Here is an 18,162-nt window from a genome sequence, read left to right on the forward strand (position 1 = left end):
TGGCCGGACGCTCCCGCCGCTCAGCCTCTGGACGTGTCCAGCAGCCAGGTGAGGATGCGGGGGAGTGCGTGCAGCGCGTCGAAGTGCGCGGCCGCCGGCTCCACCACGACGGTGGCGCCCGGGATGCGGCTCGCCAGCCAGCGGGTGTGCCCGACCGGTGAGAACACGTCCTTCTCGCCGTGCCACAACAGCACCGGACCGGTGATGGCGGCCGGGTCGAATCCCCACGGGTGACTGAACGCGAGTGCGTCATCGATCCAGCCGTACGCCGAAGTGCGCAGCCCCTCACGGTAGTTGCGCAACAGCATGGTGCGTACGCCGGCGTCGTTGACCACCATGCGGTCGGAGTCGGTCAGCTCCCGGCGCAGATCGTCGATCAGCCGCACCGGATTCTTCCTGATCACCGCGGACCGCGAGATGAAGGACTCCGCGAGCCCGTCCGGGTCGGACCGTGCCGTGGTGTACGCCAGCACGTTGGAGGGGGCCATCCCCTCGAACCAGTCGAGACCCTCGGCGTCCCGGGGAGCAAGCCCGACCAGTGCGGCGGTACGCGTGACCCGCTCGGGCATCAGAGCCGCACAGGCCAGAGCATGCGAGGCACCACCGGACCGGCCCACCACGGCGAACCGGTCGAGCCCGATGTGGTCCGCGATGGCCCGCACGTCTTGGACGGCGTCGGCGACGCATCTGCCCGGCAGCCGGTCCGAGTCGCCGTATCCCGGCCGGTCGTAGGTGATCAGTTGTGTCTTGCGCTGGTACAGCACCATCCCGCGCGGCGCCGGACCGAGTCTGCTGCCGGGCATCCCGTGCAGCAGGAAGACCGGTCTGCCGCGAGGATCCCCCAGACGCTCCACGACCAGTTGCCGCCCGTCGGCCGCGCGCACCCGACTGCGCACTCCGTGCCTCCTCGCGATTCCTGCGGACACGACGTGCCCGGCTTTCCCCGCACCATCCGATGATGACCCATCAGAGGCGATCCCGGGATGGCGCGTGGGGAGAATCTGGGGGCGGTCGGGAGGGCTCGCAGGTGCGCGCACCCTCCGGACACGTCGGGATCCGGAACCCCAGGGGCGAATACCGGACAGGACTAGTCCTCACGCGCTGCCGACCGGGTGGTTGCACCGGGTGTTCGCAGAAGGAATCGACTAGGCCCGACCACCCATTAGTGAACGTGACACGACCGAACCGGTGGTGTCGTGTGTGCGTCCTGAAGTCGGCCTTGTGTGCTATCGGGGCGGTCGGAATAGTGGGCGCCCCATCCTCCGCGTACGGGCGACCCCACATCATCCGTGCGCGGCCCCACAGGAGGTCGAAGTTGAAGCATCGACGCATGTCCAGGAACCGCGCAGTGCTGGCCGGGTCGGCCGTGGTCGCCCTGGTCGCAGCAGGAGTGACGTTCCAGAGTGCGAACGCCAGTGACGACGTACCGCAGTTCCCCGCGCGGACGCTCGACGCGGTGGCGGCCGGAAAGCTTGCCACCGGTCTGGGCAAGGACCTGGGCGCCGACGCGGCGGGCGCGTACTACGACGCCACTCACAAGAACCTCGTGATGAACGTGGTCGACGAGGCCGCCGCCGAGCAGGTGCGGCAGGCGGGCGGCAAGGCCAGAGTCGTGCAGAACTCGCTCGCCGAGCTGAAGTCGGCCCGGCAGACCCTGACGGGCAAGGCCACGATCCCCGGCACCTCATGGGCGGTCGACCCGGTCAGCAACAAGGTGGTCGTCACCGCCGACCGCACGGTCCGGGGCGATGCCTGGCAGAGGCTCAGCTCGGTGGTCGAGGACCTGGGCGGCAAGGCCGAGCTCAAGCGGTCCGCCGGGGAGTTCAAGCCGTTCATCGCGGGCGGCGACGCCATCTGGGGCAACGGCGGACGCTGCTCGCTCGGCTTCAACGTGGTCAAGGACGGCGAACCGTACTTCCTGACCGCAGGGCACTGCACCGAGTCGATCTCCAGCTGGTCGGACACCCAGGGCGGCGCGGAGATCGGTACGAACGCGGGCTCGTCGTTCCCCGACAACGACTACGGCCTGGTGAAGTACACCTCCGACACCGCGCACCCCAGCGAGGTCGACCTCTACAACGGCTCCGCCCAGCCGATCACCAAGGCGGGCGAGGCCACCGTCGGGATGACGGTGACGCGCAGCGGATCCACCACCCAGGTGCACGACGGCGAGGTGACCGGGCTGGACGCCACGGTCAACTACGGCAACGGCGACATCGTCAACGGGCTCATCCAGACGACGGTCTGCGCGGAGCCCGGCGACAGCGGCGGCTCGCTCTTCGCCGGTGACACGGCGATCGGCCTGACCTCGGGCGGCAGCGGCGACTGCTCGGCGGGCGGCGAGACGTTCTTCCAGCCGGTGCCGGAGGCACTGTCGGCGTTCGGGGCGGAGATCGGCTGACCGTTCCGTGCGATCACGCAGGGCCCCCGGCGGTGCCGGGGGCCCTGTCCGCGCCGCGCCCGGCCCGGTGGCCCCGCCTGCCGCTCGACGTCTCGTCCGCCGGTGCGCGGCCGCGCACCGGCCGCGCGGGACAGCGGACCTCGGAGGTGAGATCCGCCGAGGCGGCAGGCGGAGCGGGATGGCTGCGTTGTTCCGCGTACCTGCTCCCTCACCGGCCCACGTCCACAACTCGGTCGCACCGGTGGGCGCGGATCTGTTAAAAAGCCAGGATGTCTACTCGGCACCCTCTGCTTCCACGTTCGGCGCCGGCTGTCTCCGGGATATCGTCCCGTTCGATCGCCCTGCTGCTGGACCGGCTCGAAGCGCGATCCGTCGAGTGTCACTCGATCATGGTCGTGCACCGGGGGCACGTCGTCGCCGAAGGCTGGTGGGCGCCGTACTCGGCCGACCGCCCGCACCTTCTCTACTCGCTGACCAAGTCGTTCACGTCGATCGCCGTGGGGCTCGCGATCGACGACGGGCTGCTCTCGCTGACCGACCGAGTGGTGGACGTACTGCCCGACCACGTCCCGGCCGGCATCTCGGAGCAGGGCAGCCGCATCACCGTTCACCACCTGCTGTCCATGACAGCCGGGCACCCCACGGACAGCCTCGGCGAGGCCTGGGAGCTGGAGCCCGGCGACTTGGTGAAGGGTTTCCTGCGCTTGCCGTTCGCCGCGGTGGAGGGCACGCGGCACACCTACGACAACTCGACCACGTTCATCCTGGCCAGGATGGTGGAACGGGTCACGGGCCGCGGCCTTCCGGAGTTCCTCGACGAGCGCCTCTTCGAGCCGATGGGCGTCGATCACGCCGAGTGGGACCGGGTGGCGAGCGGTGCCGCCTTCGGATTCCACGGCCTGCACCTGACGACCGAGGCCGTCGCCGCCTTCGGCGAACTGCTGCGGCGCGGAGGCCTCTGGGGCGACCGGAGACTGGTCCCGGGCGAGTGGGTGGAGGCCGCGACCGGGCGTCACATCGACTGCCTGCCGTTCGAGGACGGGTCGGGCGATGCCGACTTCTCCTGCGGCTACGGCTACCAGTTCTGGATGTCGCGTCACGGGTACCACGGCCACGGCGCCTTCGGGCAGCAGTGTGTGGTGGTCCCCTCGCATGATCTCGTGGTCGCCGTGACCGCCCAGGGCGAGTCGCAGCACGTACTCGACGCCATGTGGGAGTGCCTGCTGCCCGGCGTGGGCCGGAGCGGAAGCGTCCGGGACGACGAGATCCTTGCCGAGCGGCTGCGTCGCCTGTCGCTGCCGACGGTGCCGGGCCCGGCCGGCCCACGGCGCTCGGCCGGCGCGAGACTTGACGCCTCGGCCGAGGGGTCTGCCCTGCCCGACGGCACGACGCTGATCGTCGATCCCGCCGACGGTGGCTGGCTCGTGCGGTTCGAGTCGCTTTTCGGCATCGCGGTGGGCCACGGGGAATGGCGGGAGAGCTCCCCGCTCGGCCGGCCTGTCGTCGCGGCCGGAGCCTGGCAGGGCGACACGTTCGTGGCCGACCTCTACGTCATCACCACCCCGCACCGCGTCCGGCTGGTCGTCGACGCCGAGGCCGGGACGGCCACGGCGGTGTGGAGCACCCTGCCCCTCACCGGCCCTGACATGAGACTGCACATGCGATCGCCGCTGATGACCCGGCCTGACGTCGCGTAGGACCTGGACGCGGGAGGCTGCCCGGGCCGCTTCACGGCCCGGGCAGCCTGGCGGGGGCCGGTCAGGCGGCCTGGGCCAGTCTGCCGGTGCCCGCCTTCGCCGGGGCGACGCCGAAGATGTCCACCGCGTGGTAGTACGTCCAGGCCGTGGCGTTGCACGACGTCAGCGTTGCCCCGGAGTAGGCGGCGCAGACGCGCTTGAGGTCCGCGTAGAGGGCGGAGTCGAGACGGGCCTTGTTGGCGGAGAACGTGCCGGCGGCCTTGTAGTTGCGGTAGCCGAAGTCATGCCGGGCGCAGGCCGTTTGGAAGGGAAAGCCGAACGGGTTGTCGGGCGAGGTGCTGCAGTAGTCCGTGGACCAGTCGAAGCCGTACGCGGCCCATGCCCCCTGATTGCCGCGGGCGGCCTTCCAGGCGTTGTAGCTGGAGGCACTCGTCTGGGTCCAGGAGCTCAGGACCTGGGGCTTGTCCGCGGGGGCGGCGGAAGCGGACGCGGCGGGCAGCAGGGCGAGCGGGAGCGACAGGACGACGGTGCTGAGCAGTGTGGCGACGCGGCGGCGCATGGCAATCTCCGTGGGGTGAGGAGGAGTTGGGGGTCCTGCACCTCTTGGGGTTCATGAGGTGGCCCCAAGAATGCCGCCATGTACCTGTCATGGCTAGTCGTTGCGTCGACTGGACCCCGAGGGTGGGAGGGCCGTTATCCCGGAATTTCCGAGTACCGACGAGAGTTGATGGCCGATTGCCTGTGGTGCCTGCGCGGGCCCTGGGCCCGGGGCGGCAGCCCGTGCTGCCCCAGGTGCCGGCGGAACGCCCCGCCACGCGACCGTCCTCGGTCTACCGGGGACTGCTTTCCGGCCGTGGTTGGCGCATGTGCCATACTCGGCGCCGCTCATAGCAATATCGGACCGGGGGCCGCGTGCACGCCGTATCTCTGCAAGCCCCTTACCTGGACACGGCCGCGGATCAGCTCTGCTTCTCGCTGGACCTGACCGAACGGCCGGCGCTCGCCGAACATGAGGTGTCCGTGGGAGGGCTCGCCGTGCGACTGAGGCTGCTGGGCGCATCCCATCAGGTCTTCGCAGGCCCGATACGGGAGACCGTGGCCTGTCTGCCGGAGGCGGTCAGGGGGCTGCCGGCCACGCACACCCGGCGGTTGGCGGGATGGACGTACGACTTCAGCGCCGCCACGAAACGCTTCGGGCCCGGGGAGTTCAGCGACCGGGTCGCGGACGCCCTGAAGCGCGCGGACGAGGCGGAGCACAGCCTGTGCGGGGTCTTCCCCGGGTCTCCGGAAGCCGTGACGGCGGTGGTCGTCGAGGCGCGCGCCAAGCGGTCCGGCGCGGGGCTGGCCTGGCGTACCTGGCACAGCTACCCGCAGGACGGGCACATCGTATCGACCCACAGCCGGCTGGAGGCTCGATGAACAGCACCCGACTCCTACGCGGGGCGGTGGCGGCCGTGATGGTCACGGTCCTGCTCTCCGCCTGCTCCAGCGACGGGGAGGACGGCGTCCCGCGGAGCTGGATCGGCAAGACGTACTCCACCGGCGGGAGCGGGTGGCTCGACAGGAACAGCTCGCCGGCCAAGGTCGCCGACGCGATCGACCACCACCGCGACGCCCTCGACCGGACGACGGGCGGCGGCATGGAGTTCCTGCGCTACGGCGACGACATGGTGACCGTGTCGCCGTACCGCAGCGGCAGCACGATCGAGATCGAGGACTACCGCAACGGCTACCGCCGGCATCACCAGCACCTCACCTACTGGCCCAACCCGAGCAGCTTCCGCGGCGGCGGCCCCGGCTCCGGCAAGTGACGCCCGGCGCCCCGCGGCCCTGACGACGCCCTCCAGAAAGGCAATGCAGTGACCGAGATCTTCGAGTCGGCCGGGCAGGCCCTCCTCTACGGGGTCGTGGGCCTCGCCGTGATGGCCGTCGGCTTCGTCGCCCTCGACCTCGTCACGCCCGGCAAGCTCTTCCACGTGGTGTGGCGGGACCGCAACCGCGGCGCGGCCGTGCTCCTCGGCAGCCAGTCCCTGGCGGTCGGGCTGGTCATCATGTCGGCCATCCAGGCCAGCGAGTCCGAAGAGGGCCTGGGATACGGCCTGTTCAGCACGCTCCTCTACGGTCTGGCCGGCGTGCTGGTGATGACGCTGGTCGGCATCGTCATCGGCGTGCTGACGCCTGGCCAGATGGGCGCGGTGGCCCTCGACGACGGCGACGACCACCGCCCGCACCCCGCCGCCTGGGTCCAGGCCGGCATGTACCTGGGCACCGCCGTCATGGTCGGCGCGGCCCTCTCCTAGGACCACCAAAGAGGACCACCCCCCCATGAGCTCCACCCTGGACGACCGCGCCACCGCGACGCCCCCGCGCTCCCCGGCCCGGCACCACACCCGGGGAGCGCGGTTCCTGCTGCTGCTCGCCGTCTTCCTCTGCGCCGCCTGCGGCCTCGTCTACGAACTGGCCCTGACCGCGCTGGGCAGCTACCTCATCGGCAACTCGGTGCTTCAGACCTCCGTGGTCATCTCCGTGATGGTCTTCGCGATGGGAGTGGGCTCGCTGGCCGCCAAACCGCTGCGGAGCCGTCCCGTCGTCGCCTTCGCGGTGGTGGAGGGGGTGCTCGCACTGGTCGGCGGCCTGTCGGTCCTGGTGCTGTACGCGGCCTTCGCCTGGCTCCAGCTCTACATGCCCGCGATGATCGTGGTGTCCCTGGTGGTGGGCCTGCTCATCGGCGCCGAGATCCCGTTGTTGATGACGCTGCTTCAGCGCATCCGCAAACAGGAGGCGAGCAGTGCCGTCGCCGACATGTTCGCCGTCGACTACATCGGCGCCCTCGTCGGCGGCCTGTGCTTCCCGCTGTTCCTGCTGCCGACCTTCGGCCAGTTGAAGGGCGCGCTGGTGGTCGGCGGGGTCAACGCGGTCGCCGGGGTCATCGTCGTGGTGTTCATCTTCCGCCGCCAGACCGGCCGCCTGGTCAAGGCCGGGCTGCTGGGCGGCGTCACCGTGGTGCTCGCCGTGCTCGGCGCGACGTACGTGCTGGCGGACGACCTGGAGGTCACCGCGCGGCAGCACATGTACGCGGACCCGATCATCCACTCCGAGACCACGCAGTACCAGGACATCGTGGTCACCCGCTCCACCGCCTTCACCGGGAAGCCCGACGTACGGCTCTTCCTCAACGGCGACCTTCAGTTCAGCTCGGTCGACGAGTACCGCTACCACGAGTCGCTGGTCCACCCCGCGCTGTCCGGCCCCCGCTCCCACGTACTGATCCTGGGCGGTGGTGACGGGCTCGCGCTGCGCGAGGTGCTGCGCTACGAGGACGTCCGGCATGTCACCCTGGTCGAACTGGACCCGGCGATGACCCGGCTGGCGCGCACCTTCGAGCCGCTGCGGGGGCTCAACCACGGTTCGCTGGACGATCCGCGGGCCGAGGCCGTCAATGCGGACGCCTTCACCTGGCTGCGCGGGGCCCGGCAGCAGTACGACGCGGTGATCATCGACTTCCCGGACCCGGACTCGGCGTCGCTGGCGAAGCTGTACTCGGTGGAGTTCTACGATCTGCTCCGCCGGGTGCTGGCGCCGCACGGCCAGGTCATGGTGCAGAGCGGATCGCCGTTCTTCGCCCCCAAGACCTACTGGTCGATCGCGAAGACCATCGAGACAGCCGGGTACGCGACGACGGAGTTCCAGATCGACGTTCCGAGCTTCGGCAACTGGGGCTTCGTCCTCGCCACCCCCGGCACCGAGGCCCCGCCACTGCGGCTCGCCCCGGAGACGCCGAAGCTCCGCTACCTGGACGAGGCGGTACTGAAGGCGGCCACCGTGTTCCCCGTCGACCGCCGCCGCGCCGACGTACGACCGAGCACGCTGATGGATCCCGCGGTGCTCGAATACGTCCAGGACGAGTGGCGCGACTACTGAGGGGGGCACGTCCTCGCCCAGCAAGGTGACCGGTTCCGCGCTGCCGTCAGGCGTGGGGACGTGTGGGCACGTGCGCAGCGGGTCGAACCGTACGCCTTCGCCCTCCAGTACTTCCCGGGGCGGCGGCCGGTCGCTGCCGTCGGGTCGGTGGAATCCGGACGAGTCCGTGCCCTCGGAGTTCAGGACGCGGTAGGCGCCGCTCACCGTCGGGTCGGCCGCCAGGCAGGCACCGACCCGGCACCGGGTGGCTGCCGATGAGCTCGGCGGCATCGCCGTACGCCGTCCGGGTGCCGCTGGGCATCGCAACCAGCCTCACACGCGTTTCCGTCCAGCTCGACCGTTCCTCGCCGGCCGGGCGGAGCCCTCCGGTCGGGCGGGCCGGAGCGCTCCGCGGCACGCTTGCAGGGCCAGAGGGCGGAGGGCTGCCCCGCCGATCGTGCACGAGCGCGTCAGGCCTGCGTCGAACCCCCGCCCGCCGCCCCCGCGACCCGGGCGTCCGCGGTGTCCGTCGCGTCCGGCTTCCTCCGCATCGCCATCAGCAGGGTGATGACCGTGCCCACCACCGCCCACGCGGACAGCACCAGGAGGGGCCCGGTCACCGCGTTGCCCCTGAAGTACGCGATCGAGCGTGCCGTCCAGGTGGAGGCCCCCGGCGGCAGGGCGGGGCCGATCGCGCGCCAGAAGTCCGGGAGCATCGGGAGCGGGAAGGCGCCGCCCGCGCTCGGGTTGCCCGCGATCACGACGATCAGCACGGCCAGGCCGATGCCGACGATGCCGGTGAGCGCCTGCAGGGCGAGTGTGATCATGCCGACCGCGAAGACGGTCAGTGCGCCCAGGCCCGAGAGCCCCCAGAAGCTTCCGGGCAGGGCTCCGAGGATCGGGCCGATGATGATCGCGCCGCCGATTCCGCCCGCGATCGAGTACAGGGCCATGACGCCGGTCCGGATCACCGCGCGCTGACGGTTGGCGGGGCGGCTGCCCGCGCTGATCGCCAGGATCGAGGCGCAGAGGTAGCCGCCCACGCACCAGCCCACGGCCAGGTAGAAGGAGGAGAGCCCGTCGAAGTCCTGTTTCGAGGCCGGGGCCACGTCCACGGCGCGTGCCGTGCGGTGCTGGGTGCGCTCGACCTCCTTGATGATGTTCGTCAGGGAGGTGGCCAGGACGGTGCCGCCGCCGGAGGCGACCAGTACGGCGTCGGTCGTGCCCCTGGGGTTGACGACCAGGGCGCCGTCGATCTCGCGGTCGAGGATCTGCCGGCGGGCGGTGGCCGCGTCGGTCACCGTGCGGGGGTCCAGGGGGTCGCCGGGGAGGTTCTTCAGTTCTGTGACGAGCCGGGCGGACACCTGCTGAGGTGCGACGACGCCGAAGGGGACATCCGTGGGCTTCGGGTTGTGGAGTGCTCCGATATAGGACGCGATGAACAGCAGTTGCAGCGCCAGTACGCCGATGACGAGCAGTGCGGCCCGTGGAGTGACGGCGTTCTTCACCTCATCAGCGAAAGTCATGTCCCCACGGTCCGGGGTGCCCCGCGTTCACGCAGTCGGGGCCGGGCCGAATGGTTGAGGGCGGGGATGGCTCACACGCCGAGTATCGTACGAATGTTCGAAACTTGGTCTATGGTGGAGAGCGAGGGGGTGGTGAGTACGGATTGGTTCAGGAGGTGCGGGTGCCCGGGTTCACGCATCTGCATACCGTTTCCGGGTTCTCCCTGCGGTACGGGGCCTCACACCCGGAGCGGCTGGCGGAGCGCGCCGCCGAGCGGGGGATGGACGCCCTCGCGCTGACCGACCGCGACACCCTGGCCGGTACGGTCCGGTTCGCCAAGGCCTGTGAGCGAGCGGGGGTCCGGCCGCTCTTCGGGGTGGAACTCGCCGTGGCCCCTGCCACGCGTGCGGAGGGCGACGGGCGTACGCACCGGCTGCGGACCCCGGTCCGCGGGGGCGCCTTCGTCGATGAATCCGCACCCCGGGTCACCTTCCTCGCCCGCGACGGCGCGCAGGGCTGGGCCGAGCTGTGCCGCCTCGTCACCGCCGCCCATGCTGCCGTGCCCGACGGCGGCCGGCCCCTGGCCGACCGCTCCGCGCTGCCCGCCGAAGGGCTCACCGTGCTGCTCGGCCCCGCCTCCGAGGTGGGCGGGGCGCTGGCCGCCGGCCGCCCCGACCGGGCCGCCGCCCTGCTGGCTCCCTGGCGGGAGGTGTACGGCGACGACCTGCGGCTCGAAGCCGTCCACCACGGCCGGGACGGCACCGGACCCGGTTCGTTGCGGCTCGCCGCCCGCACCGTCGGCTTCGCCGCCGAGCAGGGGATACGGGCCGTGCTGACCAACGCCGTCCGGTATGCCGATCCGGGGCAGGGCCCGGTCGCCGATGTGCTCGACTCCGCCCGCAGGCTCGTCCCGGTCGACCCGCGCCGCGCCGCGCTCGACAGCGGTGAGCGCTGGCTCAAGGACGCCCGCGCGATGGCGGAGACCGCCGAGCGGATCACCTCCGCCGCCGGACTCGGGCCCGGCGCCGGGGCGCGGCTGCTCGCGGAGACCCGGCACACCGCCGACGCCTGCGTGGTCGACCCCCAGGGCGACATCGGCATCGGCTCCGTCCACTTCCCCGAACCGCACCTCGTCGGCGCGGACCGGCGTACCGCCCAGCGGGTGCTGGCCTCCCGTGCCGCCGCCGGCATGGTGCTGCGCGGCTACGACCGCAGGCGCGAGTACTGGGACCGGATGCACCACGAGCTGGACATCATCGCTCACCACGGCTTCGCCTCGTACTTCCTCACAGTTGCCCAAGTCGTGGACGACGTGCGGGAGATGAAGGTCCGGGTGGCCGCACGCGGCTCCGGGGCCGGCTCCCTGGTCAACCACCTCCTCGGCATCGCCCACGCCGACCCGGTCGAGCACGGGCTGCTGATGGAGCGCTTCCTGTCCAAGCGCCGCTTCGTGCTGCCCGACATCGACATCGACGTCGAGTCGGCCCGCCGCCTCGACGTCTACCGCGCGATCATCGGCCGCTTCGGCGCCGAACGGGTGGCCACCGTCGCCATGCCCGAGACCTACCGGGTGCGCCACGCCATCCGTGACGTCGGCGCGGCGCTCTCCATGAACCCGGCCGAGACCGACCGGCTCGCCAAGGCCTTCCCGCACATCCGGGCCCGCGACGCCCTCGCGGCCATGGAGGAACTGCCCGAACTGCGCGAGGTGGCACGGGACAAGGAGAAGTACGGGCGGCTGTGGGAGCTGGTGGAGGCGCTGGACGCGCTGCCCCGTGGCATCGCCATGCACCCGTGCGGGGTCCTCCTCTCCGACGCCTCGCTGCTGCGCCGCACCCCGGTCGTGCCCACCAGTGGCGAGGGCTTCCCCATGGCGCAGTTCGACAAGGAGGACGTGGAGGACCTCGGACTGCTCAAGCTCGATGTGCTCGGTGTGCGGATGCAGTCGGCGATGGCGCACGCGGTCGCGGAGGTGAAGCGGGCCTCCGGCCAGGAGGTGGACCTGGATGCCGTGGAGCCGGGCGATCCGGAGACGTACCGGCTGATCAGGACCGCCGAGACGCTGGGCTGCTTCCAGATCGAGTCGCCCGGCCAGCGCGATCTGGTCGGCAGGCTCCAGCCCGCCACCTTCCACGACCTGGTGGTCGACATCTCGCTGTTCCGGCCCGGCCCGGTCGCCGCCGACATGGTGCGCCCGTTCATCGAGGCCCGGCACGGCCGGGCTCCGGTCCGCTATCCGCACCCCGATCTGGAGGGGCCGCTGCGGGGGACGTACGGAGTGGTGGTCTTCCACGAGCAGATCATCGAGATGGTCGACATCATGACCGGCTGCGGCCGGGGCGAGGCGGACCGGGTCCGGCGCGGGCTCTCCGACCCCGAGTCGCAGGGCCGGATCAGGCTCTGGTTCGCCCAGCACGCGGCGGCCCGGAAGTACGACGCGGAGGTGATCGCCCGTGCCTGGGAGATCATCGAGGCGTTCGGCAGCTACGGCTTCTGCAAGGCGCACGCGGTGGCCTTCGCCGTGCCGACGTACCAGTCGGCCTGGCTGAAGGCGCATCACCCGGCGGCCTTCTACGCCGGGCTGCTCACCCACGACCCGGGGATGTACCCGAAGCGGCTGCTGCTCGCGGACGCGCGGCGGCGTGGGGTGCCGGTGCTGCCCCTGGATGTGAACCGGTCGGCGGCCGCTCATCGAATCGAACTGGTGTCTGATGAAAAGAGGGAGGGGAAATCCTGGGGGCTCCGGCTGGCGCTCTCGGACGTCCACGGGATCAGCGCGGCCGAGGTCGCCCGGATCGAGGCCGGGCAGCCCTACACCTCGCTGCTGGACTTCTGGCAGCGGGCCCGTCCGGGCAAGCCCGCAGCCGAACGGCTGGCCCAGGTCGGCGCGTTGGACGCGTTCGGCGCCAACCGCCGCGATCTGCTGCTGCACCTGTCCGAACTCCACCGCGCCCAGCGCGGCGCGGGCTCCGGCGGCTCCGGCGCGCAGCTCCCCCTCGGTGGCGGGCATCGCACCGGTTCGATCGGCCTGCCCGACCTCAACGAGGCGGAACGGCTCAGCGCCGAACTGGGCGTGCTGAGCATGGATGTCTCACGCCATCTGATGGGCGATCACCACGCCTTCCTGAAGGAGCTGGGCGCGGTCTCGGCCAAGCGGCTGCGCGAGGCGCGGCACGGGGACACCGTGCTGGTCGCGGGCGCCAAGGCGGCCACCCAGACCCCGCCCATCCGCTCCGGGCGCCGGGTCGTCTTCACCACCCTGGACGACGGTACGGGCCTGGTCGACCTGGCCTTCTTCGACGACAGCCATGCCACCTGCGCGTACACCGTCTTCCACTCCTGGCTGCTGTTGGTGCGCGGGGTGGTGCAGCGGCGCGGGCCGCGGAGCCTGAGCGTGGTCGGCGCGGCTGCCTGGAACCTGGCCGAGCTGGCCGAGCTGCGACGCACCGGCGGACTCGACGCGGTCGCGGCCCGGCTGGCGGAGGTGCCCGCCTCGGAGGAGGGCGCCACGCCGCCCGAGCCCCCGGCGGACGACGGCCGCCGGATCCGGATGCCCACCGGCTACGAGATGAACCCCTGGTCCGACCTCCAGCCCCCCGGCGAGGGGGCGCCCACCGGAAGGAAGCTGTGGCACCAGAGCCCGGGGAGTGCGGGATGAGCGAGGAGAGTGGGGTGAGCGGGATGGGTGAGCAGCCCGGAATCCTCTGCCTGCGGTTCCGCCGGGTCGGCGGCGGCCTCCCGGACGGCGCCGGCTATGCGGGGCTGCTCGCCCTGCTCGGTTCGTTCACCCCGGTCGTCGAGGCGACGCCACCCGACGGGGCGCTCGCCGATGTCCGGGGCGCGCTGCGCTACTTCGGACGGGACGTGACGGGCCTTGCCTCGGTGATCCGGGTCCGCGCGCTGGCCCTGCACGGCGTGGACTGTGCGATCGGGGCGGCCGAGAACCCGATGCTGGCCCGGATGGCGGCACGGCAGGCCGCGCCCGGGACGACCTTCGTGGTGCCCGCCGGCGGCGGCGCCGCCTTCCTCGCGGACCGGCCGGCGGGCGCACTGGACGGCGTCGGGGCGGCGACGGCCCGCACCCTGTGCGGATACGGGCTCGACTCCGTCGGCCGGATCGCGGCCGCCCCGCTCGGCACCCTGCAGCGGATCACCGGGGTGCGGACCGGGCGTGAACTGTGGGAGCGGGCGCACGGCATCGACCGTACGACGGTCGTGCCGAACGCCGCGGCCCGCTCGCTCGCCGCCGAACGGACCTTCCCGCGCGACGAGCTGGACCGGGAGCGGCAGCGGCGGGCGCTCATGTCGCTCACCGAGGAACTGGGGGCGAGGATGCGCGGCGAGGGGCAGGTGTGCCGCTCGCTGGCGGTCTCCGTGCGCTATGCCGACCGGACCGGCTACTCGACGCTGACCCGCAGCCGTACCCTCCGCGAGCCCACCGCCCACTCCGCGGAACTCACCGCGCTCGCCTACCGGATCCATGACTCGTTTGCTCTGCAACGGGCCCGGGTGCGGGGGATCGCGCTGCGCGCCGAGGGACTGGGCGAAGCCGATCGGGCCGCGCACCAGCTGACCTTCGACCCGGTCGACGAACGGGCCCGGCGGATCGAGGCGGTCGCGGACCGGCTGCGGGACAGATTCGGACCACGAGCCGTGATGCCGGGGCGACTCGCCGCCTGACCTGCCCGCCGGGAACTGTCCTGAAGCTACGGTTACTACCGGGTCAGTTTTTACCGACGCGTAACTTCCCACCCCACCTTACTCATGCGTAATTTGGCATGAGCACGTAGAACTTCGTCAGAACTTGTGGTCCGGGCCGCAGGGTGCACAGACATCGCAACTCCCTTGAGCCGCAAGGAGACCACACGATGCTGCCCTGGACCCGTGCGCCGCGTACCCCACGTGCGCGGACCACCCTCGCCGCACTGTTCCTCGCCGTCGCGGCAGTCGCCACCCCCACGGCCACTGCCGCTGCAGCCACCCCCACCACCGTCACGGTCACCTCCCGTGGCTGGAACGACTACTCCTGCAAGCCCTCCGCAGCCCACCCCCGGCCCGTGGTGCTCGTCCACGGAACCTTCGGGAACTCGGTCGACAACTGGCTCGTGCTCGCCCCCTACCTCGTCAACCGGGGCTACTGCGTCTACTCGCTCGACTACGGGCAGCTGCCCGGAGTGCCGTTCTTCAACGGCCTCGGGCCGATCGACAAGTCGGCCGGGCAGCTCTCCGCCTTCGTCGACAAGGTGCTCGCCTCCACCGGGGCACCCAGGGCGGACCTCGTCGGCCACTCCCAGGGCGGCATGATGCCGAACTACTACCTGAAGTTCCTCGGCGGAGCGGCCAAGGTGAACGCCCTGGTCGGGCTCGCGCCCGACAACCACGGCACCACCCTCCTCGGTCTGACGAAGCTGCTGCCGTACTTCCCCGGAGCCGAGGACCTGCTCAACGCCGGCACGCCCGGGCTCGCCGACCAGGTGGCCGGATCGCCCTTCGTCACCAAGCTGAACTCGGTTCCCGACACCGTTCCCGGCGTGCACTACACCGTCATCGCGACCAGGTACGACGAGGTCGTGACCCCGTACCGGACACAGTTCCTGGACGGGCCGGACGTACGCAACGTCCTGCTCCAGGACCTGTGCCCGGTCGACCTGTCCGAGCACGTGGCGATCGGGACCATCGACAGGATCGCCTACCACGAGGTGGCGAACGCCCTGGACCCGGCGCACGCCACCCCGACCACGTGCGCCTCGGTCATCGGGTAGGGCTCCTCGTCCGGACCCGGCCGGATCGGGTTCAGCGCCGGGCCGCCGCGGCGGCCCGGCGGCGGACCGAGGCCATGAGTGCGGCCGCGCCCAGTGCGATCGCGGCCGCACCGCCCATGGCCCAGTAGCGCGTGGCGGCGCTGCCCCCCGTCTCGGCGAGGCTGTCCACTCCCGCGCCGGGGGTGTCGCCGGACGCGCTGTCCGGCTCCGGGGCATTGGCACCGGCCGCAGCGGAGCCCGCCGGGGCCGCCGCCTCGGTGACGGCCGCTCCCGTACCGGGATCGTCGTCGCCGTGGCCGCCGTGCTCGACCGAGGACTTCTCCGCGCCCTCCGTGATCTCCTGCTCGGAGGGCGCGGACGCGGCCGGCGCGGGCACGGCGGCGACCGAACCGCTGCCGCTCGCCCCGCTGCCGTCCGTGCCGCTGCCGTCCGAGCCTCCGCCGCTCGTGCCCGCACCGTCGAAGACCACGTCGGAGCACGCGTAGAACGCCTCCGGGGAGTCCGACCGCTGCCAGACGGTATAGATCAGCTGACGCCCCGAGCGCTCGGGAACGGTACCGGCGAACTCGTACGAACCGTCCACCAGCTTCGGATCGGTGGCCTCGGCGAACGGCTTCTCCTCCAGGTCCGACCACTTCAGCGGCTTCGCTGGGTCGTAGCCGCTGTCGGTGAGATACAGCGCGAAGGAACCCTTGTGCGGGGCGGTGGCCCGGAAGCGGAACGTGTGGGTGCCCGCCTTCATATCGGTGGCAGGCCAGTCGGCGCGCGGCAGATCGAGTCCCCTGAACTTGTCGTTGGCCGCGCTGCACAGCTTGCCGTCCGGAATCAACTGCCGATGGTTCCCCGCCGCGTTGGCGATGTTGACGCCGTTCCAGTCGTACAGCGCCTGCGTGCCGCCCGCGGCGACCGCGGCCACGCACGCGGCGGACCGCGGGTGTTCGGGACCCTCGGCGAAGCAGGCCGAGACCCGGCTGACCGGATCCGTCAGCGAGCCGTGCGCCGCGGCCGGGGCCGCGGCCAGAACGGTGAGTGCGAGCGGAGTCGCACCGAGCGCGGCGACGGCGGCGGCCCTGCGACGGGCGGGGGTGATGACGGGCATGGCGGGGGTACTCCTTCAGCGGTCCAGGTCTGTGTGCGGGGCGTCCCGGGAACAGCAAGCTAGCCTCCGGCCGAGCGCGAAAGGCCCGCCTGAAGGGGCTGGTGACGATCGTTATGACGCGCTTAAGGAGCCACTCAAGAACGCTTAAGACCGGCCGCCCGCGGGCCCGGGGCCGGCCTTCCCCGGGGAGGCCGACGTCGTTGTCAGTGGCAGCTGGCACGATCGGTCCATGACGACGATCGACTGGGATTCAGCTGCCGGCTCCTTCGACGACGAGCCGGATCACGGCCTGCTCGATCCCGTGGTCCGGCACGCCTGGGCGCAGCGTCTGGAGAGCTGGCTGCCCCGGGAGCGTTCCGAGGTGCTCGACCTGGGGTGCGGCACCGGAAGTCTGGCGCTGCTCGTCGCCGGACAGGGCCACCGGGTCACCGCCGTGGACCTTTCCCCCCGCATGGTCGAGCAGGCACGCGCCAAGCTGGCCGGGACGGGGGCCGAGGTGCTGACCGGGGACGCGGCCGCACCGCCGGTGGGCAGGCAGCAGTTCGACGTGATCCTGGTCCGGCACGTGGTGTGGCTGCTCCCCGACCCGGACCAGGTCCTGCGCCACTGGTTCGGTCTGCTGCGGCCCGGCGGCAGACTGGTTCTGGTCGAAGGCGTGTGGAACGGGGTCGGTCTGTCCGCTGTTCAGCTCACCGCACTGCTCACCCCCTTCACCGAGCGCGTCCACCACGAGAGGCTCTCCGGCGACCGCGACCTCTGGGGCAAGGACGTCGACGACGAGCGCTACGCACTGGTGGCGCGTGCCGAGCCTCCGCGCCGGCACACCGAGGTCGTCGATGTGCATCTGATCCTCCGCCGGGGGCCCGACGTCCTCCTCGCCCGGCGGGCCGGCACGGGTTACGCGGACGGGCTGCTGCACGCCCCGTCCGGGCATGTGGAGGACGGCGAGGACGTCCGGGCGGCGGTGATCCGGGAGGCGGCCGAGGAGATCGGGGTGGCGCTCGAACCGGAGGAGCTGCGGACCGCCCTGGTCATGCAGCACCGGGGGCCGGGCGGCAGCCCCAGGACGGGCTGGTTCTTCGAGGCGGCGTACGACCCGGACCGGCCGCCGTACAACCGTGAACCGGACAAGTGCTCCGGGCTGGACTGGTTCCCGCTGGACGATCTGCCGGACGACATGGTCGCGTACTGCCGCGCAGGCCTGGACGGCTACCGGACGGGGGAGCACTTCCTGATCCACTGGCACGAGGACGGCGACACCGTGGCGTACGAACCACGGGGCGTCCGACGGGCCGTGCCGTTGCCGGCCGGCGGCGCCCGCACCGGGAGCATCCACCACCTCGAGCTGTGGGTTCCCGATGTGGCGGCCGCCGCCCCGGGCTGGGGCTGGCTCCTCGGCGAACTGGGCCATCTTCCGTACCAGCAATGGACGCACGGGCGCAGCTGGCGGCGTGGCGACAGCTATGTGGTGATCGAGCAGTCGCCCGACCTGGCCCCGGGAGCGCACGAACGACGCCGTCCCGGGCTCAACCACCTGGCGTTCCACGTCGAGGACCGGGCCACGCTCGACGCGCTGGTGGCCCGGGCCCCGGAGCACGGCTGGCGGCTCCTGTTCGGTGACCGTCATCCGCACGCGGGCGGTGACGGGCACGTGGCCGCGTATCTGGAGGACGCGGCGGGATACGAAGTGGAGTTGGTCGCCGGAGCCGCGCCCACCCGCTCCGGGCCGCCGACTCCGCCCCCGCACACCGATGGATGGGCTCGGCGCCGGGACTGAGACCGAGGCGTGTTCCGCGC

The 18,162-nt window shown here is 71.7% G+C and carries 14 protein-coding genes; 10 read left to right on the forward strand and 4 right to left on the reverse strand.

The window, feature by feature from the left end; all coding sequences use genetic code 11:
- Positions 1-20: 20 nt before the first annotated feature.
- Positions 21-896 carry an alpha/beta fold hydrolase gene (locus ABZ434_RS15745; protein ID WP_359135896.1) on the reverse strand — a complete coding sequence of 292 codons (876 nt, stop codon included), beginning with the start codon at positions 894-896 and terminating at the stop codon, positions 21-23.
- Positions 897-1,315: 419 nt separating this feature from the next.
- On the opposite strand from ABZ434_RS15745, the gene ABZ434_RS15750 reads away from it, so the two are divergent.
- Together ABZ434_RS15750 and ABZ434_RS15755 are read left to right on the forward strand one after the other, a co-directional pair.
- Positions 1,316-2,401, forward strand: coding sequence for a S1 family peptidase (locus tag ABZ434_RS15750; RefSeq protein WP_359135898.1), 1,086 nt, complete (start codon positions 1,316-1,318; stop codon positions 2,399-2,401).
- A 269-nt stretch (positions 2,402-2,670) separates the two neighbouring features.
- Positions 2,671-4,098: a serine hydrolase domain-containing protein gene (locus ABZ434_RS15755; RefSeq protein WP_359135900.1), complete on the forward strand. Its 1,428-nt coding sequence runs from the start codon at positions 2,671-2,673 to the stop codon at positions 4,096-4,098.
- A 61-nt stretch (positions 4,099-4,159) separates the two neighbouring features.
- Here the strand turns inward: ABZ434_RS15755 and ABZ434_RS15760 are convergent, their stop codons facing one another.
- The gene (locus ABZ434_RS15760) at positions 4,160-4,657 is read right to left on the reverse strand and encodes a phospholipase (RefSeq protein ID WP_359135902.1); all 498 of its coding nucleotides are present in this window, start codon (positions 4,655-4,657) and stop codon (positions 4,160-4,162) included.
- A 353-nt stretch (positions 4,658-5,010) separates the two neighbouring features.
- Here ABZ434_RS15760 and ABZ434_RS15765 point away from each other — a divergent pair, with 353 nt between their 5' ends.
- From ABZ434_RS15765 to ABZ434_RS15780, 4 genes are read left to right on the forward strand one after another with little or no spacing between them, the layout of a single operon-like run.
- On the forward strand, positions 5,011-5,517 hold the full coding sequence (locus ABZ434_RS15765; protein ID WP_359135904.1) for a DUF2617 family protein: 507 nt from the start codon (positions 5,011-5,013) through the stop codon (positions 5,515-5,517).
- Positions 5,514-5,909, forward strand: a complete 396-nt coding sequence (locus tag ABZ434_RS15770; RefSeq protein ID WP_359135906.1) for a DUF4247 domain-containing protein — start codon at positions 5,514-5,516, stop codon at positions 5,907-5,909. Before ABZ434_RS15765 ends, ABZ434_RS15770 begins: the two co-directional genes overlap by 4 nt.
- 48 nt (positions 5,910-5,957) lie before the next feature.
- Positions 5,958-6,398 (forward strand): DUF350 domain-containing protein, encoded by a 441-nt coding sequence (locus ABZ434_RS15775; RefSeq protein WP_328893121.1) that lies wholly within the window; start codon positions 5,958-5,960, stop codon positions 6,396-6,398.
- A gap of 25 nt (positions 6,399-6,423) precedes the next feature.
- Entirely contained in the window at positions 6,424-8,019 is a 1,596-nt protein-coding gene (locus ABZ434_RS15780) for a polyamine aminopropyltransferase (RefSeq protein ID WP_359135912.1), read from the forward strand.
- A 449-nt stretch (positions 8,020-8,468) separates the two neighbouring features.
- On the opposite strand, the gene ABZ434_RS15785 is transcribed toward ABZ434_RS15780, so the two are convergent.
- Positions 8,469-9,524, reverse strand: a complete 1,056-nt coding sequence (locus ABZ434_RS15785) for a DUF3533 domain-containing protein (RefSeq protein ID WP_359135914.1) — start codon at positions 9,522-9,524, stop codon at positions 8,469-8,471.
- 161 nt (positions 9,525-9,685) lie between these two features.
- Here ABZ434_RS15785 and dnaE point away from each other — a divergent pair, with 161 nt between their 5' ends.
- From dnaE to ABZ434_RS15800, 3 genes are all read left to right on the forward strand, one after another.
- Entirely contained in the window at positions 9,686-13,162 is a 3,477-nt protein-coding gene (gene dnaE / locus ABZ434_RS15790) for a DNA polymerase III subunit alpha (RefSeq protein WP_359135916.1), read from the forward strand.
- A gap of 23 nt (positions 13,163-13,185) precedes the next feature.
- On the forward strand, positions 13,186-14,184 hold the full coding sequence (locus ABZ434_RS15795) for a hypothetical protein (RefSeq protein ID WP_359136196.1): 999 nt from the start codon (positions 13,186-13,188) through the stop codon (positions 14,182-14,184).
- Positions 14,185-14,372: 188 nt separating this feature from the next.
- Positions 14,373-15,266, forward strand: coding sequence for an alpha/beta fold hydrolase (locus ABZ434_RS15800; RefSeq protein WP_359135918.1), 894 nt, complete (start codon positions 14,373-14,375; stop codon positions 15,264-15,266).
- 31 nt (positions 15,267-15,297) lie between these two features.
- On the opposite strand, the gene ABZ434_RS15805 is transcribed toward ABZ434_RS15800, so the two are convergent.
- Positions 15,298-16,365 carry a lytic polysaccharide monooxygenase gene (locus ABZ434_RS15805; protein ID WP_359135920.1) on the reverse strand — a complete coding sequence of 356 codons (1,068 nt, stop codon included), beginning with the start codon at positions 16,363-16,365 and terminating at the stop codon, positions 15,298-15,300.
- Between the two features lie 229 nt (positions 16,366-16,594).
- On the opposite strand from ABZ434_RS15805, the gene ABZ434_RS15810 reads away from it, so the two are divergent.
- Complete coding sequence (locus tag ABZ434_RS15810; protein WP_359135922.1) at positions 16,595-18,142, forward strand: trifunctional class I SAM-dependent methyltransferase/NUDIX hydrolase/VOC family protein; 1,548 nt, start codon at positions 16,595-16,597, stop codon at positions 18,140-18,142.
- Positions 18,143-18,162 lie beyond the last annotated feature (20 nt).

The sequence above is a fragment of the Streptomyces sp. NPDC005761 genome (assembly GCF_040630635.1).
GTDB lineage: Bacteria > Actinomycetota > Actinomycetes > Streptomycetales > Streptomycetaceae > Streptomyces.

Bases quoted from the DNA above. Each gene is read 5' to 3' on its own strand.
- ABZ434_RS15795 (WP_359136196.1), top strand. From the start codon at position 13,186: ATGGGTGAGCAGCCCGGAATCCTCTGCCTGCGGTTCCGCCGGGTCGGC.
- ABZ434_RS15810 (WP_359135922.1), top strand. From the start codon at position 16,595: ATGACGACGATCGACTGGGATTCAGCTGCCGGCTCCTTCGACGACGAG.
- ABZ434_RS15785 (WP_359135914.1), bottom strand. From the start codon at position 9,524: ATGACTTTCGCTGATGAGGTGAAGAACGCCGTCACTCCACGGGCCGCA.
- ABZ434_RS15805 (WP_359135920.1), bottom strand. From the start codon at position 16,365: ATGCCCGTCATCACCCCCGCCCGTCGCAGGGCCGCCGCCGTCGCCGCG.
- ABZ434_RS15800 (WP_359135918.1), top strand. From the start codon at position 14,373: ATGCTGCCCTGGACCCGTGCGCCGCGTACCCCACGTGCGCGGACCACC.
- ABZ434_RS15755 (WP_359135900.1), top strand. From the start codon at position 2,671: ATGTCTACTCGGCACCCTCTGCTTCCACGTTCGGCGCCGGCTGTCTCC.
- ABZ434_RS15760 (WP_359135902.1), bottom strand. From the start codon at position 4,657: ATGCGCCGCCGCGTCGCCACACTGCTCAGCACCGTCGTCCTGTCGCTC.
- ABZ434_RS15780 (WP_359135912.1), top strand. From the start codon at position 6,424: ATGAGCTCCACCCTGGACGACCGCGCCACCGCGACGCCCCCGCGCTCC.
- ABZ434_RS15770 (WP_359135906.1), top strand. From the start codon at position 5,514: ATGAACAGCACCCGACTCCTACGCGGGGCGGTGGCGGCCGTGATGGTC.